Source organism: Lactiplantibacillus daoliensis, from assembly GCF_005405005.1.
Lineage (GTDB): Bacteria > Bacillota > Bacilli > Lactobacillales > Lactobacillaceae > Lactiplantibacillus > Lactiplantibacillus daoliensis.
Window position 1 is genome coordinate 38,493 of the sequence record NZ_BJDH01000002.1, and the last position, 17,768, is coordinate 56,260.

Annotated in this window: 17 protein-coding genes; all 17 read right to left on the bottom strand. The window is 40.7% G+C overall.

All coding sequences use genetic code 11. The features are described from left to right. Positions 1-16 precede the first annotated feature (16 nt). The 17 genes from wzx to dinB all read right to left on the bottom strand — a co-directional run bounded on the left by wzx (position 17) and on the right by dinB (position 17,731). Complete coding sequence (gene wzx / locus FFM64_RS02485) at positions 17-1,366, bottom strand: O-unit flippase-like protein (protein ID WP_137606427.1); 1,350 nt, start codon at positions 1,364-1,366, stop codon at positions 17-19. After that, complete coding sequence (locus tag FFM64_RS02490; RefSeq protein ID WP_137606428.1) at positions 1,356-2,492, bottom strand: glycosyltransferase; 1,137 nt, start codon at positions 2,490-2,492, stop codon at positions 1,356-1,358. Before FFM64_RS02490 ends, wzx begins: the two co-directional genes overlap by 11 nt. Positions 2,493-2,504: 12 nt before the next feature. After that, complete coding sequence (locus FFM64_RS02495; RefSeq protein WP_171000261.1) at positions 2,505-3,593, bottom strand: glycosyltransferase; 1,089 nt, start codon at positions 3,591-3,593, stop codon at positions 2,505-2,507. Positions 3,594-3,718: 125 nt separating this feature from the next. Beyond that, positions 3,719-4,813 carry an EpsG family protein gene (locus FFM64_RS02500; protein WP_137606430.1) on the bottom strand — a complete coding sequence of 365 codons (1,095 nt, stop codon included), beginning with the start codon at positions 4,811-4,813 and terminating at the stop codon, positions 3,719-3,721. Further along, positions 4,813-5,643 (bottom strand): glycosyltransferase, encoded by an 831-nt coding sequence (locus FFM64_RS02505; protein ID WP_171000262.1) that lies wholly within the window; start codon positions 5,641-5,643, stop codon positions 4,813-4,815. Before FFM64_RS02505 ends, FFM64_RS02500 begins: the two co-directional genes overlap by 1 nt. Continuing rightward, positions 5,640-6,314 carry an exopolysaccharide biosynthesis polyprenyl glycosylphosphotransferase gene (locus FFM64_RS02510; RefSeq protein ID WP_137606432.1) on the bottom strand — a complete coding sequence of 225 codons (675 nt, stop codon included), beginning with the start codon at positions 6,312-6,314 and terminating at the stop codon, positions 5,640-5,642. Before FFM64_RS02510 ends, FFM64_RS02505 begins: the two co-directional genes overlap by 4 nt. Continuing rightward, positions 6,295-7,239 (bottom strand): NAD-dependent epimerase/dehydratase family protein, encoded by a 945-nt coding sequence (locus tag FFM64_RS02515; RefSeq protein WP_137606433.1) that lies wholly within the window; start codon positions 7,237-7,239, stop codon positions 6,295-6,297. Before FFM64_RS02515 ends, FFM64_RS02510 begins: the two co-directional genes overlap by 20 nt. A 16-nt stretch (positions 7,240-7,255) precedes the next feature. After that, positions 7,256-8,026 (bottom strand): tyrosine-protein phosphatase, encoded by a 771-nt coding sequence (locus tag FFM64_RS02520; RefSeq protein WP_137606776.1) that lies wholly within the window; start codon positions 8,024-8,026, stop codon positions 7,256-7,258. Continuing rightward, positions 8,016-8,729 carry a CpsD/CapB family tyrosine-protein kinase gene (locus FFM64_RS02525; RefSeq protein ID WP_137606434.1) on the bottom strand — a complete coding sequence of 238 codons (714 nt, stop codon included), beginning with the start codon at positions 8,727-8,729 and terminating at the stop codon, positions 8,016-8,018. The genes FFM64_RS02520 and FFM64_RS02525 overlap by 11 nt, the downstream gene beginning before the upstream one ends. Before the next feature lie 10 nt (positions 8,730-8,739). Next, the gene (locus FFM64_RS02530) at positions 8,740-9,522 is read right to left on the bottom strand and encodes a YveK family protein (RefSeq protein WP_223876876.1); all 783 of its coding nucleotides are present in this window, start codon (positions 9,520-9,522) and stop codon (positions 8,740-8,742) included. 582 nt (positions 9,523-10,104) lie between these two features. After that, entirely contained in the window at positions 10,105-10,404 is a 300-nt protein-coding gene (locus tag FFM64_RS02535; protein ID WP_137606436.1) for a DUF1292 domain-containing protein, read from the bottom strand. Between the two features lie 12 nt (positions 10,405-10,416). Then, a complete protein-coding gene (gene ruvX / locus FFM64_RS02540) occupies positions 10,417-10,851 on the bottom strand; it encodes a Holliday junction resolvase RuvX (protein ID WP_137606437.1) in 435 nt (144 codons plus the stop codon). Beyond that, positions 10,848-11,117, bottom strand: coding sequence for an IreB family regulatory phosphoprotein (locus tag FFM64_RS02545; RefSeq protein ID WP_137606438.1), 270 nt, complete (start codon positions 11,115-11,117; stop codon positions 10,848-10,850). Before FFM64_RS02545 ends, ruvX begins: the two co-directional genes overlap by 4 nt. 103 nt (positions 11,118-11,220) lie before the next feature. After that, positions 11,221-13,863 carry an alanine--tRNA ligase gene (gene alaS / locus FFM64_RS02550; protein ID WP_137606439.1) on the bottom strand — a complete coding sequence of 881 codons (2,643 nt, stop codon included), beginning with the start codon at positions 13,861-13,863 and terminating at the stop codon, positions 11,221-11,223. 339 nt (positions 13,864-14,202) lie between these two features. Next, entirely contained in the window at positions 14,203-15,546 is a 1,344-nt protein-coding gene (locus FFM64_RS02555; RefSeq protein WP_137606440.1) for a DEAD/DEAH box helicase, read from the bottom strand. 2 nt (positions 15,547-15,548) lie between these two features. Further along, a complete protein-coding gene (locus FFM64_RS02560) occupies positions 15,549-16,505 on the bottom strand; it encodes a DHH family phosphoesterase (protein WP_137606441.1) in 957 nt (318 codons plus the stop codon). A gap of 89 nt (positions 16,506-16,594) precedes the next feature. Continuing rightward, on the bottom strand, positions 16,595-17,731 hold the full coding sequence (gene dinB / locus FFM64_RS02565) for a DNA polymerase IV (protein WP_137606442.1): 1,137 nt from the start codon (positions 17,729-17,731) through the stop codon (positions 16,595-16,597). Positions 17,732-17,768 lie beyond the last annotated feature (37 nt).

Consider the following 17,768-nt stretch of genomic DNA (forward strand, 5'->3'; position numbering starts at 1 on the left):
ATTTCCCCTATCCATATCAGACAAAATTTAGTCGCTTCAAAACCAATCCAGTCCATCGCCAGTTATTATAAACACCTTGTACTAAGGCTGCTCCGCCAATCAATCCCCAGACGCCTAGTCTGCCAAATTGACAAAGTATAATTCCAGCAAGTACACTTAGTGCCGCAGATAGCTCAAAGGCACGAACGTACGGAATTTCATTGGTATTTGAGATAAATGACGCACTAATAGACTGTTGCTGCCACAAAATCATATAGACTGCATAGCCCAAAAAGACTAATCGATCAAAACTGGTATCAGGCTTGATAAACTCTAGTATAGGAAGTCCGATAGTCAAAATACCAACCACTCCGATGGCGGCAATTAGATAAAAAATAAAAAAACCACGTTTTACAATAGTTCGCTGTTGCCGCATATCTCCAGTGATATATGCTGCCTGAAAAGCCGGATGATAGGTATTAACATAAGCAGCCGCAGCACTAACAACGGCAGTTGCCAGTTGTACGGAAATGGAATACACTCCTACTGCTGATAAACTTAAATAGAAAGATGCAATAATTGAAGTCGCCTGTGTGGCCAAATAGTTGGCAATAGCAACCCTGCCATCCCTAAAAGCATTGTAAGAAATAACCTTATACAATTGTAAAACTGACTGCCGAGAAACATTGCCTATCATCGCGGTAATTCGTTTGACCTTCCTATCACCAAAAAAAGCATCGCGACATAACCAACGTAGTACCAAACCATTAATTAAAAATCCAACAGACACCGCAAGTAAGCTAAAATTAGAGAGTAAAAGTATGATGACGATGAACAATTGCGATAATTTTGAAATTGTTAATGCCTTATTCAAAGCCGAGACCTTTCCAGTTCCTCGTAATAATGCTGCAAAATACCCCATATATAAATTGACATAAATACTAATACAAAATATTACCCAAGCGACAATCGTAGTTAGGGTGATCATATAGCCAGCCACTAAATATAAATACAGCGAACCAATTAATACTAGACAAAGTGTTGCAATACATGCAAGTCGTCGATAAATATATTGACTAGTTTTAATGAGTGTATTAAACAACTGCTCGTCTATCGTCTGTGAGTGTCCCTCAAATTGAGTACCATCTCGTTCCAATGCGGTTGCACCACTCCAAACATAAGTAACATTTCTAGCAAAAGTAGGAGCAAATCCCAAATCGAACAACATTACCAATCCATTTAGTGATAAAAAAATGTACCAAATTCCTATTTCGTCCGACGAAAGATAGTGTAATAGAAATGGTATGAGTAAAAAGTTTCCCCCCATCCCCAACAACGTTCCAACGTAGTTCCAAATAACATCACGACTCGTTATTTTAATCTTCAATAGTATCATCCTCAAAAGTATCGTAAAGAGCCAAAATTCGTTTTTCCATAATTCGCCATGAAAACTTTTTTTCAAAATCACACTGCATTCGAACTGCATTTCTCGGCCAACACTCACGATTATCAATTAATAGATTTATCCCATTTGCCAAATCAATTTGACCAGTTCCTGAAATTACTGCGCCATAGCCATTATCTGATAAGTTTGTTGCCATACCGGTGCCAAGGACCATGACAACGGGTTTCCCTAAGGCCATGGCCTCAAAAAATTTATTTGGTGACGCATAACGATGATTGGCAATTGCTGGATCATACAAGGCAGTCAATATATCTGCCTGTTGTTCGATTGAAAGCACTTGTTCATAAGGCACTTGGCCAAGAAAATGAATGCGATCACAATTTCTCTCAAACAATTTCACCTGTTGTTCAAGAATCCCACTACCAGCAATTTCCAAAGTGAGCCGCTCGTCCTTTTCAACAACTTTCAATAATTCCGGTAACATTCTAAACGGAGTAAGACCACCAATATATGCAAGTTTGATTTTTGTTTTATCGCTTTTTTGATTTACTGCCACGCGACTAGTCTTTGGTACATCAGGGCTATTAAAAACTACTGCTAATAGTCTAGGCTTTGCTGGATTAATTTGAGTAACACGTTCCTCAGAAGTAATGATTACTGCATCAGCATGATTCAAAAAAAAGGTCTCAACTTTTTTAATGGCAAACTTAATTGGCGTCATAAATCGTCGTGAATCCGTAAAATAATCAGGTACATCAAACACAACCTTATGTTGTTTAGACACTGAAAATTCACTAATCCAGGCAGTGCTCAAATGGCTCGCGTGGACAACATCATATTCTCCCTTGTGCTTTCGTAGCCAGCGGCCAACCCTGAATTGAAAAATCATATATCGTAAGAAACGTTCGAACTTCGTAGTAACATTTGGCATCAATGCAATATAATTAACCCGTAGTTTGGTTCCCCGATATCTAATTATTTTAGTCTGACATTTGTCCGATGCCATTCCAAGTATCAGCACTTCATGCCTTGTTTGTAATGATACTGCCTCCTTTAAAATTCTAGAATCGCTTACAATATCGTTGTCATCAATCATAACAATTCTCACTTTTGGATCTCCTTAATTTTGTTTGGCTTGATAAGTTCTTAAATATTTTTTTGCCATTACGCTTGCCGAAAAATTTCTTTGCCAAAGTTCGTAGCCACCTTCATGCCAAGTTATAATTCCCTGATCTATACCTAGTAGTAATTGTTCCAAGTCCCTTGCTTGGGTTAATGTAAAAACTCGACAAATATCACAATTATTAACAACTTCATTAATCTCTATGTGTGGCCCGATATCACTCAACAATAAGTTGCAGTTCCATGACAAAGCTTCCAACACGGCCATTGGTAATCCTTCTGATTTTGATGCTGAGAGCAACCAATCAGCATCGTTTAATAACGAACTTGGTTCTTTTACATGCCCTTTAAAAATAATCTGCTGTGATGTATATTTTTTTTTGAGCTCAGCAAATAACGGTCCGTTACCAACTAAAGTAAGCTTTAACCTTTTTAGTTGAGGCTCTACCCGCTGCATGCACTCAAGTATAAACTGAGAGTTTTTTCGTTCATTCAAGCTTCCTAGAACAATTAAATTAATCGTTTCACTATTTAATTGTTTCGTACAAATAAATTGACCTTGAAGTGTACCATTATGGACATTAGTTACATGCACACTCGTTTCTTTTTCTTTTATTTGCCGCCCGATATATTGGGAACAAGTAATTACATTTGATATTTTTTTCCAATATCGAAATTGTAAATTTGCCATTAAACTGCCCAGGATTTTGCCATATGTTGACACATAATCTTCAAATGGAAAATTATGCGCAGTACTGAACTTAACAGTATTGTTCTGACTTGATGCAAGCTTTGAAACAAGCCTATCAGCTCGGATGCCGTGACTATGCGTAACGTCAAAATGTTTGCCAGTTAAGAAGGTCTTAAGCCTACGGCATCCATACAACATAAACTGACTCCTAGTAAGATTTAAACTTTCCAATTCAATTGGTAAAGCAGAAAAATCGTCCCAACGACTATCATTTTTTTCAGCTGAAATCGTTAAAACACTAATTCTCTGATTATGGGCCAGTTTTGCACACAATGCATATAGGACATTCACTGGTCCACAATTTTCTAAAGTGGAAATTACAAACAGTATTTTCATTTCATTCTCCATTACGAAGCAAAAGTTAGAATAAACTGAGAAGAATTTAATCCATATAAGGGAAGTTGATATAACATCGCGTAGTCAGTAAACATTTAGACCAATACTGAGAAACATAGCCGGTGTCAAAAAAAATAGAAATGGTATGGAATAAAAATTTGAATTCCCGCATGATTGAAAAAAAAATAGGCTATAATCATTGTAAATCCAGTAAACATATAAAGTACTGTATTACCACGGAAAATTCGAATAAACAATAATGGTACGATCAATATTTCTAAAGTATTTAATGCTGTCGACGTTCGCCCGGCCGCAATTGGTATGCTACTAAGCAAAATTAAAACTAACGTTCCAATCATATAAAATATACTAATTGATTGTGTATATTCCAAACTCAAACCACTACCTTCATCAATCCCAACTTTTTTTATTCTGGGTGCTAATCTAAAAAAGTACATGACACTCATAAAGCCTATTAACAGTTGCAATAATATTACCGGATTTACAGCGGGCACTGTGACAACACCAGTATCTAATAAATAGGCTGAGTATTCACCAAATAATGCAGCGTGGGATTGCAATACGCCACTAAAAAATTTTGAAAAAACGAACGCTAGTGTGATCAGAAATGAATACGTTACAATTGTCACATGACGTCGTAATATCACATACAGCAGATATGTAGGAATCAATACTAACGCAACTCGTTGAAATAGACTGGCAATAATAATAAGGAATACAAACCGCCAAATCCGATTAGCAATTATCGCACGAATTGCAAACAAACAGATAATCACCGAAAGTGAGGCACGTATTTGGCCAAAATCTCGCGTAAGATAAAATCTAGCGGTATAGTACAATAATGCTAGAGAAGCGACATGCGGTCGTTTAAGTTGGCACAGAAAAAGAACAAGCAACCCCATCGTAATCAACGAATACACCATCAAAAACATGTTAAAGCTGATTCCCAATGACACAGCAAACCAATTCAATAATAAATATCCAATTTCAAACCGTTCGATTAAAAAAATATCAACGCCACTCTGAACCGCATTGAAAACGTTTTGATATGCGAGATAGTCGAAACCAACGTCGGCTCTTCCACCGGCAACAATTGCCAAGATCACTCCCGCAAAGATAATTGGAATATTTGAATTAAAATACCAGCTCAAACTCACTAACAATCCCACTGTTAGAAATATTAAGATGTAGAATTGCATTACAACTTTCCCCTTCTCAAAAATTTTTTGTACATGGCTTTCCGTACCCACTTTGGACTACAGATTGTTGCAATGCTACCCACTAATACGACCATTAATGATCTAAAATCAATTAAATCTTCTCGATAAAACATCTGATGAGCAACAAAACTTTTTCTCAGATATTTAATCCCCCCGCGTCGATTCTGTAGACTCTTCACACGAGCTGCGACTAGTACTTCCGGCACATTACGTAAAACTTTCCCACTATCCTTTAGTGCTCGCAACCATAAGTCATAATCTTCAAAACCCGGAATATTTCGATAACCACCAATTTTCTCGACATAGTCCTTCTCAAACAGAATCGTCATATGATTCATTGGATTACGCCTACGTGAGAAAGCACAAATTCCAGACGGTGCAAGTGGAACCTTACGGTAACTAATCACCTGATCCCAACTTTTATCAAACTCTTGAATTTGTCCACCTATAATTTTAGCTTCTGGATAATTAGCGTAACTTGCTAATTGAATTTCAAAACGATTTTTCAAACAATGATCATCACTATCCATCCTAGCAACCAGTGAACATTGACACCGTCGCAACCCTTCGTTTAAAGCTGGTCCCAAATTGACTTGCTGAGTAAGTGACACACAATCGATTTTTACTTTATGCTCAAATGCCCGCTTAAAATTCGTTAACACTTTTTCCAGTTCCGGCGTCAAAAAGCCATCTTTCACGATAACAATCTGCTTTGGTAATATAGACTGCTCACAAATACTCAATAGTGATTCTTCAAAATAATCAGCCTGTTCACCTGCATACACAGACATCAAAACAGAAACATTCATCTGGCACCGTCCCCAGTAAAGATAATCTTCACCGTGCCCAAAAGAATACGCAAATCTAACCATAATGAAAAATTTTCAATATAATAATTATCAAGTTTACATTTTTGTTCCGGCGTACTGTCATAACCACCATTAATTTGAGCATATCCCGTAATTCCTGGAACGATCCGTAAGCGCTTGGGAAAATCTTCGTTTGTGTCACTAAATCTTTCAGTTAATGTTGGTCGTTCCGGACGTGGGCCAACCAAACTCATCTCGCCTCTTAATACATTCCAAAATTGTGGTAGTTCGTCAATTCGAGTCTTCCGCATAAATTTTCCAATTTTGGTGATACGAGTATCATTTTTTTTGGCCCAGATCACGCCAGTCTCTGCCTCTGCATTTTGACACATAGATCGTAGTTTGATTACCATAAATGGACGCCCCATACGACCTACCCGTTCTTGTTTATAAAATGCCGACCCCTTTGAAGTTAGCTTAACTAGTATTGCAAATACCATGATAATCGGAACGCTAATTAATCCACCCAAAATACCGATTAACAGATCAAGACTACGTTTAATAATTAATTTCGTTCCAGTAACAGGAGTCCCTATTTTAAACATAAACTGATACTGTTTATTCGAAGTGCTAATCTCATTAGTTGACTGACTAATTTCTATTCGTTTCATGATTTCCCCCTTCCCAATACTGGGTTAAGCCTCTTTCTAAGGGCCAATGTGTTTTATACCCCAAGTCGGCTAACTTACTTATATTTGCCACCGATCGAGTCACTTCTCCGACACGACCACCAGTACAACTTACTTTTAACTTACAGCCAGTAATTCGCTCATATGTTGTCATAATTGTTTGTAAACTTAATTCGAGACCATTCGCAACATTGAAAACCTCGTGGGAAGTCTCTTTCTCACTGATTAGCCATAATGCCTGAATCACGTCTTCAACATACACAAAGTCTCTAGTCTGCTTTCCATCACCATACAAAGTAAACTGTTCATCTCGTTTCAAACAATTTGTTAAAATTGACAAGACGCCTGAATACGGTGAACTTGGGTTTTGTCTTGGACCATAGACATTGAAAAAACGAACACAAACCGTCGGTAAACCATACAATTCCCCGTATGTTAGCACGTAACGCTCTGTAGCATACTTGTCAATTGCATACGGTGATAACGGATCAACTCGTGAGTCCTCTCGCTTTGGTAATTCAGACAAATTTCCATACACCGCTGCAGATGAAGTAAACAGAAATTTTTTGATAGATAAATTTGAACATCTAATAAACTCAAGCATTTTCAGTACAGCGTTATGGTTTATTTCATGTGTTTCTTCAGGACGTTCAATCGAATCTGCGACACTAGCCACAGCTGCTAAATAATAAATATAATCAAACCTTTCTCGCAACAATAAGCCCCTCATAAAGTCCTGATTACGCACATCTTCAACGTATAATTTTACGATGTCTATATTCTCTATATTGTCTATCTTTCCCATCGACAAATCATCAACAACAATTACCTCAAACCCCTGTTTCACAAGATAATCTACTAAATGTGAACCAATAAATCCTGCCCCGCCAGTTACTAATGCCTTCAATATATAACACTCCTTTTCAAAGAATAAATTTACGAACTTTATGTGGTATTGTAACGGGTGGCAGCGTAATATCAGTACCATTTAATAGACAACGGGCATTATTTGAAAAAAGTTCAGGATAACTTAAATCTTGTTCCGCCAACATTTTATAAGCTTTCCTCATTACAAAATTTCGTTTAGCAAAAACATGCGCATCAGATGCAACAACATGTACTAATCCACAACTAACTAATTCGATTGCAGTTTTCTGAACACGTTTTCCAAATATTCCCACTAGACTAGTTGCTGTAACTTGTGATATGCTCCCTTGCTCAGTCAGATCATACAAGATTTTCGGATTTGCCATGATTTGCTCATTCCGCTCAGGATGCGCAATCACTGGTGTAATTCCTTCACATAGCAATTGGAATATGACTTCATCTAAATACCTTGGCACCATCTCATGTGGTAGTTCTAGCAATAAATATTTTCGACCTTCATCAATCCCTAGCAAATCATCAATATTTACCATAATTTCACCATTTAGATGAACCTCTTGACCCGGAAAAACCCGCAAGTGAATCCCCAATCGATCCAGTTCTGCTTGAAAAGTGGTCACAGCCAGCCTAACTTTCGAAGCGTGATTCACGTAATGCCGGTCTAAATGATGTGGTGTTGCTAAAATATAACCGACGCCATCCGCTACCGCCGCCTTGGCCATTTTAATTGATGCGTCTAACGATGGTGAACCATCATCTAGTCCAGGCAAAATGTGACAATGTAAGTCGACTAATCGGTTAGTCCCCATTTCGATAATAACCATCGTTGTAGCCATAATAGCCGTTACGCTTACCCGCTGTTATATCATTCAAAACGACTCCCAGTAAATTCGCATGTGACCGTTTTAACGCGTCGACTGCCCCCCGGACCGCTGTCTTTTGGGCAACATTCTCCCGTACCACGAGCACTGTACCATCAACTTTGTTGGCCAATAGTTGTGCATCGGTAACCGGTAAGATTGGTGGCGCATCTATAATGACCAAATCAAAATTACAGCCAGTGGTACTTAAAAATTGAGCCATCGTTTTACTAGCAAGTAATTCCGCCGGGTTGGGTGGTTTAGGGCCACTTGTCATCACATAAAGATTATCAATGGAGATATGAATGATCTCATTCACATCAACAATCTGACGTCCCAAATATGAACTCAATCCAGCCTGGTTTGGTAGACCAAAGGTTTCATGAACAGTCGGTCGACGTAAATCTGCGTCAACTAATAATACCTTCAACCCTTCATGGGCATATTCGACCGCCAAATTGCTGCTCACAGTTGACTTACCCTCGCCTAACATCGCTGACGTCACCATCAACGTTCGCAGCTTGTGTTCCGTTGCTGTAAAATTGATATTTGTTCTAATTGTCTTGATTTGTTCAGTAATCACCGAAGTTGGCTCAAGAACGGTCATCAATTGCACTGATGAGGTGCCAGTTATTCTTTTTTTGCTAAACATATCAAACTCCTTAAACACGTTTTTCTGCAGCAGTTTCTGGGCTTTCTCCAGTGTTGTACACAGAACGTTTTCTTTGAACTTTCTTCAACTGTTCAACAACCTGACTCTGGTGAAATTGCTGGTGGTGATTCACCTGACCCAAAACGGATAACCCCAGCTCATCCGTCAAGTAGCCCAACCCTTGTACTCGACGATCAGTCAGTACTCTAACAGCCGCATATCCCATTCCAAACAAGAATCCCGCAATCAAACCAATCAACAAGTTTAACCCTTTTTTCGGTGAAACCGGTGATTTGCCCGGCATTGCTGGCGAAACAATCGTCACGTTATTGACCTTGATGATTCCTTTAACCTGAGTTTTAAAATCTTGTGCAATTTGATTGGCAATTCTTGCACTATGTATCCTATTTCGATCTGTCACTTTAACAGAAAACACTTGCGAATTTTGAGTGCTTGAAACGCTGATAGCTTTTTGTAGTGCTTCTAGAGAATAAGAATAATCAAAACTTTCGTTGAGATGTTTAATGACTGGATTCAGAATCACTGGATTAGTGATTAGTTCTTTATACGTCGTAATCATTTGCACATCAGCTTGCTGGGTCGTATATTGCGCAGCGGCATTTTCACTGCGACGACTCACTAGAATTTGAACATTTGACTGGTACCTTGGCCTCATAATTTTAAAAGTAATGCCAGCCGCGACCAGAATACCGACAAAGGTACAAACGACAATTGATAACCAATATTTACGAACCAACTTAATCAAAAAGTCTAAATTTACAGCTTGATCCATTATTCACTCTCCGTTAGTATCGTCTCAATCACAACGCTTAATTTTCAATTCTTTAACATTTTCATTTATTACTTAACCAAATTTTTCCAGCTATGTCAATTTTGAGAACCGCGCCATTTCAGCATTTTTTTAATATTTTATCAACATTAGACTGTCTAAAATTGCATAAATCTAAAACAACCTTCTTTCATAATTTGATGAGTTTTCATCGCCATTATCAGCAATCTTATTTACGTCAACTTAAGGTGCTACTGATGAAATTAGCCTTAATACTGTAATAATCCTACTGTTTTCATTAAATAATCACAGATTATCGCCCTCTACAGTGGCCAAGTACTACGCCAAAATAGTTTTCATAATCAATTCGTTTATTTTTTCAGTTTTTATATCTGTTTGAAACACAACTACATTTCGTTATGTTTTTATAACTACTTTTCAATAGGTCTCTATTTTGGCATTGAAAAACTTTTTGCTGGTCAATATCTCTTAAGGTCATCCCGTCATAAATCGACGTGTTCGATAAAAAAAGCTCTCAGACCGTTTTGGCCTGAGAGCTTCCAGTAATATTTCACTTAAAACTACTTATTGCATCCCACTATCATCAGCTAAGAAAGTATTCAAAATTTCCTCAACCATATCCCATTCTTCATTTGATTCAATGGGCTTTAAATCGCCATTGTCTTCATCTTCTGGGTTGAAGATATAAGCTTGAATGTCGACTTCTTCATCTTCTGCTGCATCAGCTGGATACAGTAAAATATATGAATGACCGAAGTCTTTTGAATCAAAGGTGAATAAAATATTGAATAATGTTTCGTTACCATCGTCATCGACTAAGGTAATTTTTTCTTCATCTTGTGGCGTATTTTGGTTTTGACTCATGCTAATTCCTCGCTATTCTTGGGTGAGTTTACCATGACGATCTAAGTAGTTTTGCAAGATTAAACTTGCTGCTAACTTATCAATCACTTTTTTGCGCTTCTTCCGTGACGTATTGGCTTCTTCAACCAGCATCCGTTCGGCCTCAACCGTCGTCAACCGTTCATCTTCAAAGTCAATCGGTAAGTGGAAACGTGCCGTTAAAAGGTCGCCGTAGTGTTGCGCGGCTTCTGCCCGCGGTCCCAATGTGTTATTCATATTCTTAGGCAATCCAAGGACAAAGCCACCAACTTCGTGTTCTTTCACGAGTTCAGCAACGCGATCTAACCCAAAGACTTCCTCATCTTCATTGATGCGAATAATTTCAACACCCTGAGCGGTCCAGCCAAAAGCATCACTAGTGGCCACACCAACTGTTCTGGAACCAACATCTAACCCCATTAACTTCATGCATTAACATCCTTATCTGCCTTCAAGTAGGACTTGACAAGTTCTTCGATAATTTCATCGCGTTGGTGCTTACGAATTAAATTCCGCGCATCCTTTAAACGCGGGATATACGCTGGATCTCCTGACAGCAAATAACCAACAATCTGATTGATTGGGTTATAGCCTTTTTCTTGTAACGCTTCATAAACCGTCGTTAACGTGTCATGAACATCCTTGTTACCTTCATTATCGAAGTTGAAATACATTGTTTTATCTAACGAACTCATATAAAGCACCTCCCGCTAGTTTCCGCTTCTAGTCTATTTTACTAAATGCTTATATGAAGTACAATCAATCGACTTGGATGTAACACATTCGTAATATCCGGAATTACTGTTCTGCCAACCATTCATGTGCTGCTTTCAATGCAGCTGCCAATCCAGCGGGCTTCTTCCCACCGGCTTGCGCCAAGGTTGGACGGCCACCGCCACCGCCACCAACGTGCGGTGCAATGGCTTTGATCAAGTCACCAGCCTTCAAACCGGCCTTAACTTGTTCGTCACTCACAGCAACTAGCAAGTTAACCTTTTCGCCAATCACTGTCCCTAAGACTAAGACATCCGAATAAGCCTTGGCCTTCCAGGTGTCACTCAATTGACGAAGTTGATCCATTCCGGAGACCTGAACAGCTTGCGCAATCAACGTATGGCCATTGACATCGTCAACTTGTTCAAATACTGCCCCTGCTTGTTGCTTAGCGAGTTTACTTTCAAGTGCCGCGCTCTTTTGTTGTTCAGCCTTCAAGTCGGCCTGTAATTGTGCCACCCGATCAGTGGTATCTTTCAATTGTGGGGCTTTTACTTGCGTCGCAATCGTCTTCAACCAGCCTTCTTCTTGTGACAACAATTCAAAGGCTTCCTTAGAAGTAACGGCTTCGATCCGTCGTGTCCCCGCACCGACACCGGATTCGGACACAATCTTGAACAAGCCCAGTTCGCTGGAATTCTTCACATGCGTCCCACCATCAAATTCGATGGAATAATCGCCGATTGAAACGACCCGCACGATTTTTCCATATTTTTGTGTAAAGACAGCAATAGCACCCATCTTATGACCGGTTTCTTGGTCTGTTTGAATCGCACTAACTGGCAAAGCAGCCCAGATTTTGTCATTGACGATCTGTTCTACTTTAGCCAATTCAGCTTCAGTCACGGCGCCAAAATGCGTAAAGTCAAACCGCAAGTAGTCCGGTTCAACTAACGAACCCGCTTGTGAGGTATGTTCACCTAAAACATCTCGCAAAGCTTGATCCAATAAGTGGGTTGCTGTATGGTTCTTTTCAACCTTATTGTGGAAGGCTAGGTCAACATTCATGGTATACGTGGACCCTTTGTGCATTGGTTTCAAAACTTCCACCGTATGCAAATGCTGCTTATTTGGTGCATTTTGCACATCGGTAACTTTGGCAACAGTTTGACCAGCAGCGTCTAAAATAACCCCGCGGTCAGCCACTTGTCCACCCATTTCAGCGTAAAATGGCGTCTTACTGAAAATCATTTCAGCGGTGCCGTCGTTCACACCATCAACCAGCTTCTCATCAACAACGATGTCCTTCAATTCACCTTGAACGTTGGTTAATTCATCATAACCAACGTATTCACTAGGCGTTTTGAGTTCAATCAATAAGCTACGTTGCACACCCATAGATTTCGCATTGCTCCGAGCATTCCGAGCACGATCACGTTGGGCCTTCATTTCAACTTCAAAGCCAGGTTCATCGACTTTTAAGCCTTCATCGCCGGCGTATTCTTTCGTTAATTCAAATGGGAAACCGTACGTATCGTACAATTTGAACGCATCCACACCAGGCAACGTATCGTCTCCGGCGGCTTTGGTATCCGCAATCAATTGATTAAGTAAACTTAAGCCATCGTTCAAGGTTTCATTGAAACGAACTTCTTCGGAGTGCACGATTTTAGCAATATAATCCGCATTCTTCAAAACTGCTGGGTAATGCGATTGCATAATTTCGCCCACAATTGGCACCAATTGGTCTAAAAAGGCGTCTTTCAACCCCAATTTTTGACCATGTAAAATGGCCCGGCGAATCAAACGGCGAATCACGTAACCACGGCCTTCATTTGAAGGTAGTGCGCCATCGCTAATGGCAAAAGTAATCGTCCGCGCATGGTCCGCAATCACTTTAAACGACACGTCATCTTGCTTATTTTGGCCGTACACTCTACCAGCACTGAGTTCCTCAGTCTTATGAATAATTGGCAAGAATAAATCAGTCTCAAAGTTAGTTGGCGCATTTTGGAAAATGGAAACCACGCGTTCAAGTCCCATCCCCGTATCAATGTTTTTACGTGGGAGTGGTTCGTAGGTGCCTTCTGGCGTATGGTTAAATTGTGAGAACACAATGTTCCAGACTTCCAAATAGCGTTCATTTTCGCCACCAGGATAATTTTCAGGATCGTCTTCGGCTAAATTGTTGAACGATTCACCACGATCATAGAAAATTTCAGAATCTGGGCCTGAAGGGCCTTGGCCAATATCCCAGAAGTTATCTTCCACTTTAATGATATGATCCGGCTTAACCCCGGTTGCTTCCCAGAATTTAGCAGCGTCGGTATCTTTGGGATAGACAGTCATGTAGAGCTTTTCTGGATCCCAGCCAAACCACTTTGGTGAGGTTAAAAGTTCCCAGGCCCAACTGATGGCTTCTTCCTTGAAGTAATCGCCAACAGAGAAGTTGCCGAGCATTTCAAATAACGTATGGTGCCGAGCCGTCCGACCAACATTTTCAATATCATTGGTCCGAATACTTTTTTGTGAACTAGTCATGCGTGGATTATCTGGCACGACAGAACCATCAAAATATTTCTTCATAGTCGCAACACCAGAGTTAATCCAGAGTAACGTTGGATCGTCGACTGGCACTAAAGATGCGCTAGGCACAATGGTATGACCTTTTTCATGGAAAAAGTCCAAATACATTTGCCGAATTTCACTACTGCTTAATTTCTTCATTAATGGTGGCACCCTTTCTCAATTGGTCTAAATTTAGGCAAAAAAACACCGTTGCTAGCAAAGACGCTGTTAACGCGGTACCACTTTGCTTGCAACGATGTGTTCGTTTACCTCTTAAGCTCATTAACGCTGAGACACGGACTAGTTGTCTAGTCATCACTTCTCGGTAGCATTCCATCGACACCGCACTTTTTTCAGCAACCAAAGCGTTTCTAAACAGTCATGGCGATAGAATATGTCCTTACTCTTGAAATTGTACTGTTGCCTAGGAAGCCTGTCAACCGTAAAGACAGAATTCAACTAAAAATCCAGCTCTTAACACAAAGCCTAAGCTAATTTTTAACTCTTACGGTCTTTACGCGCTTTACGAGCAGCCGCCCGTTGTTCAATCCGCCGATCCATCCGAGCCTTATCGGAAATCTTTGTCCGAATGCGACGCTTGTAACCCGGCTTAACCTTTTTCTTCGCATTTTTGACATAACTGATCAATGACGGATCAAGCTTATCGTGCCGAGTACCCCGTTTTTCACGCCGGTTACGATCATAGGAATCAACGATTTCGCCATCGCGAATCGCTTTAGGCTCAAACTTAATGCCCATTTCTTCAACAGCACTAACTTTATCCTCTTCACCTGGACTATAAAGCGTAATCGCCGTCCCCGGCATACCGTTCCGACCAGTCCGGCCGACCCGGTGAATAAAGAATTCTAAGTCATTTGGAATATCGTCATTAATCACATGCGAGACCCCTTCGATATCGATGCCTCGTGAAGCCAAATCGGTGGCAACAACGAATTGATATTTCAAGTTTTGCACGTCACGCATGACCCGTTTACGTTCCCGCGGTTTAATATCACCGTGAATCATCGCAACGGTCAAGCCTTGTCCCTTCAAATAATGAGCAATTTCCTGGACCCGTTCCTTAGTATTGGCAAAAATCAAAACCAAATATGGTTCACCAATCGTTAATAACCGATAGATAATACTATTCTTGTCATGACTTTTCGTCGAAATCAACCAATTATCAATGGTTGGACTAATCACGGATTCAACTGGAATTTCTTCCATGACGGGATTATTCATATACTTCCGCAAAAATGGGGTTAACTTTTGTGGCATCGTGGCAGAAAATACCAGCATTTGTAAATCAGCTGGCATTCGACCTGCAATTTGATCAACCACATTTAAGAATCCCATATCCAACGTCATGTCAGCTTCATCGACAACTAATTGCTGTGCCGTATGAATGTTCAGTGCCTGTGAGCGAATCAAATCTAAGATTCGTCCTGGTGTCCCAATCACTAATTGTGGTTGATGCCGATTTAATTTATCGATTTGATCCTGTTTGTCCGTCCCACCGACATATAAACCGATATGCAAGGCCTTGGGACTGTGTAAGATCAATTGTTTGGCAGCTTCCTGAATCTGATAAGCGAGTTCGCGGCTAGGCGTGGTAATCACGGCCTGAACACGGCGTTCATCAGGATTTAATTTGTTGATCATTGGTAATAAGAAGGTATGGGTCTTCCCACTCCCAGTTGCTGATTGACCAATCACACTGCGGCCAGCAGCAATCACGGGAATCAACTTTTCTTGCACTTTGGTTGGCTTTTTAAAGTTGATGTCCTGTAAAGCCTGCATCAAAAACGGCTGCAGTTGGAACTCTTTGAAACTTGCGGTCATAGTTAAACCTCTTTCTTATATTGACGAGCGACTTGGTCGAGTTCACGCACGACCTGCTCAATTTCTTGTTGGTCGACGGCCTTAGCGCCACTGGCCATTGGATGACCACCACCATCATGTAATTTAGCTAATTCATTGATGGCTGGCCCCTTGGAACGTAATCGAATTCGGAAGTCGCCTTCCTTTTGTTGCACGAAAATTGCCCAGGCTTCAACCGTATCAATGCGACCAGGCAATGGGACAACGCCAGCAGTACTAGCGTCCCCGATTTCAAATGAGTCCATGATGTCATTGGTTAAAATCACATAAGCAGCCCCAGATTCCAGTTGCGTCAAATGTTCATAAACGTATGCAGATAAACGTGCTACTGGCAGCGTAATCGTATCTTCAATCCGGTTGACTGCCGTCGCATCCGCACCAGCTTCCATTAAGGCCGCTGCTGCCCGCATCGTACTAGGTTTCGTCGCTGAATACAAGAAACGTCCCGTATCGCCAACAATGCCGGCATACAATAACCGCGCAGCGTTAGCAGTTAACGTCAATTCGGCCGCATTAGCAGCGTAGAAGTCGTAAATCAATTCACTCGTACTGGATGCGTCCACGTCAACCCACTGTGGGTCACCGAAAGCGTCATCGTTTGGATGATGATCGATTTTGACCAGTGTTTTGCCCGTATTATAAAATTCACCATCGACACGTGGCTGATTTGCTGTATCAAGCACGAGAACCAGTGCGTCATGGTAGTCTTCCTCAGTCACTTCATCCATCTGACCAAGCCAGTCAAAGCCATGATACTGTTTCCCAGGTGTCAGTATCCGTTTATCTGGAAAACTCGTTTTGATAATATCGGCCAAGCCAAGTTGACTCCCAATTGCATCTGGATCTGGGCGTTGATGCCGCTGAATAATAATTGTTTTTGCTGATTTGATTAAGTTTAAAATTTCTGTTTGGACGGTCATAAGTGATCCTTCCTCTTCCTGATTTGCTGGTGGCCATAATTCGGCACAGTACTTTAGTATACCGAACAATTGCGCTCACGCCAAATGAATTAATCACGCTCATTGGGATATAATGGCAAACTAATATTTTCAAACGCTAATGGTGCTAAGCCAGTCATCGTAATTCCGAGTAATCGAATGCCAGAATCGAAATGCTGATCGACGACTCCTTCAAATATTTCTTCAGCGTATCGGTAAAATGTCTCAGCATCGTTAGGCAAAAACTCTGGAAAAGTGCGACGTTTCGTAATTGTCACAAAGTCACCATAGCGTAACTTCAGCACGAGCGTTTTCCCATGTCGTTGATGGGTTTGCATCGTCTCACTCACCATCTCCGCCAAGGCTTTTAAATGTGCGGAAACTTGATCACTCGAACCTAAGAACGGTCCAAAAGTTCGTTCCTTGCCAATCGACTTCCGTTCACGCAGATATTCAACTGGGCGATCATCGCTGCCACGTACGCGCCGATACAAGATATACCCGAGTTTGCCAAAATGTTGAATCAAGTCCATTTCCGTCCACTGTAATAATTCATAACCACTATCAATTCCAAGCTCATGCATTTTGGGGACTGTCTTTTTCCCGACACCTCGGAATTTCTCAATCGGTTCACGCAATAAAAATGGTTCCGCGTCTTGTGGCAAAACGATCGTTACCCCAGCCGGTTTACGGTAATCGGAAGCCAACTTAGCAATGAATTTATTGTAGGAGATCCCAGTTGAACAAGTTAAGTGCGTCTTCGTCCAAATCTCACGTTGCAAACGATGGGCGAGTTCCACCGCACTATGAATCTGTGGTTTGTTTTCAGTTACATCCAAATAGGCTTCATCAAACGCAATCGGCTCGATCTTATCGGTATACTCATGAAAGATCTCATGAATCTGATCAGAAACTTGCCGATACAACGGAAAGTTGGGCTTTTTAAAAACAGCTTTTGGGCAAAGCTCAAGTGCCTTGGCCGCGGGCATCGCTGAATGTACCCCATATTGACGCGCCACATAATTTGCGGTTGTCACGACACCTCGACCACCAGTTTTACGAGGATCATACGCCACAACTAGCGGTTGCGTTTTATAGGCCGGATTTTCTCGCTCTTCAATCGACGCATAAAACGCATCCATATCAACATGGATAATCTTGCGACTCGTATTGATATTAATGGGTGACTCGCTAATGGACTGTGACATGTGATCCCCTCCCTCAGTATGGCTATTATACACGAAC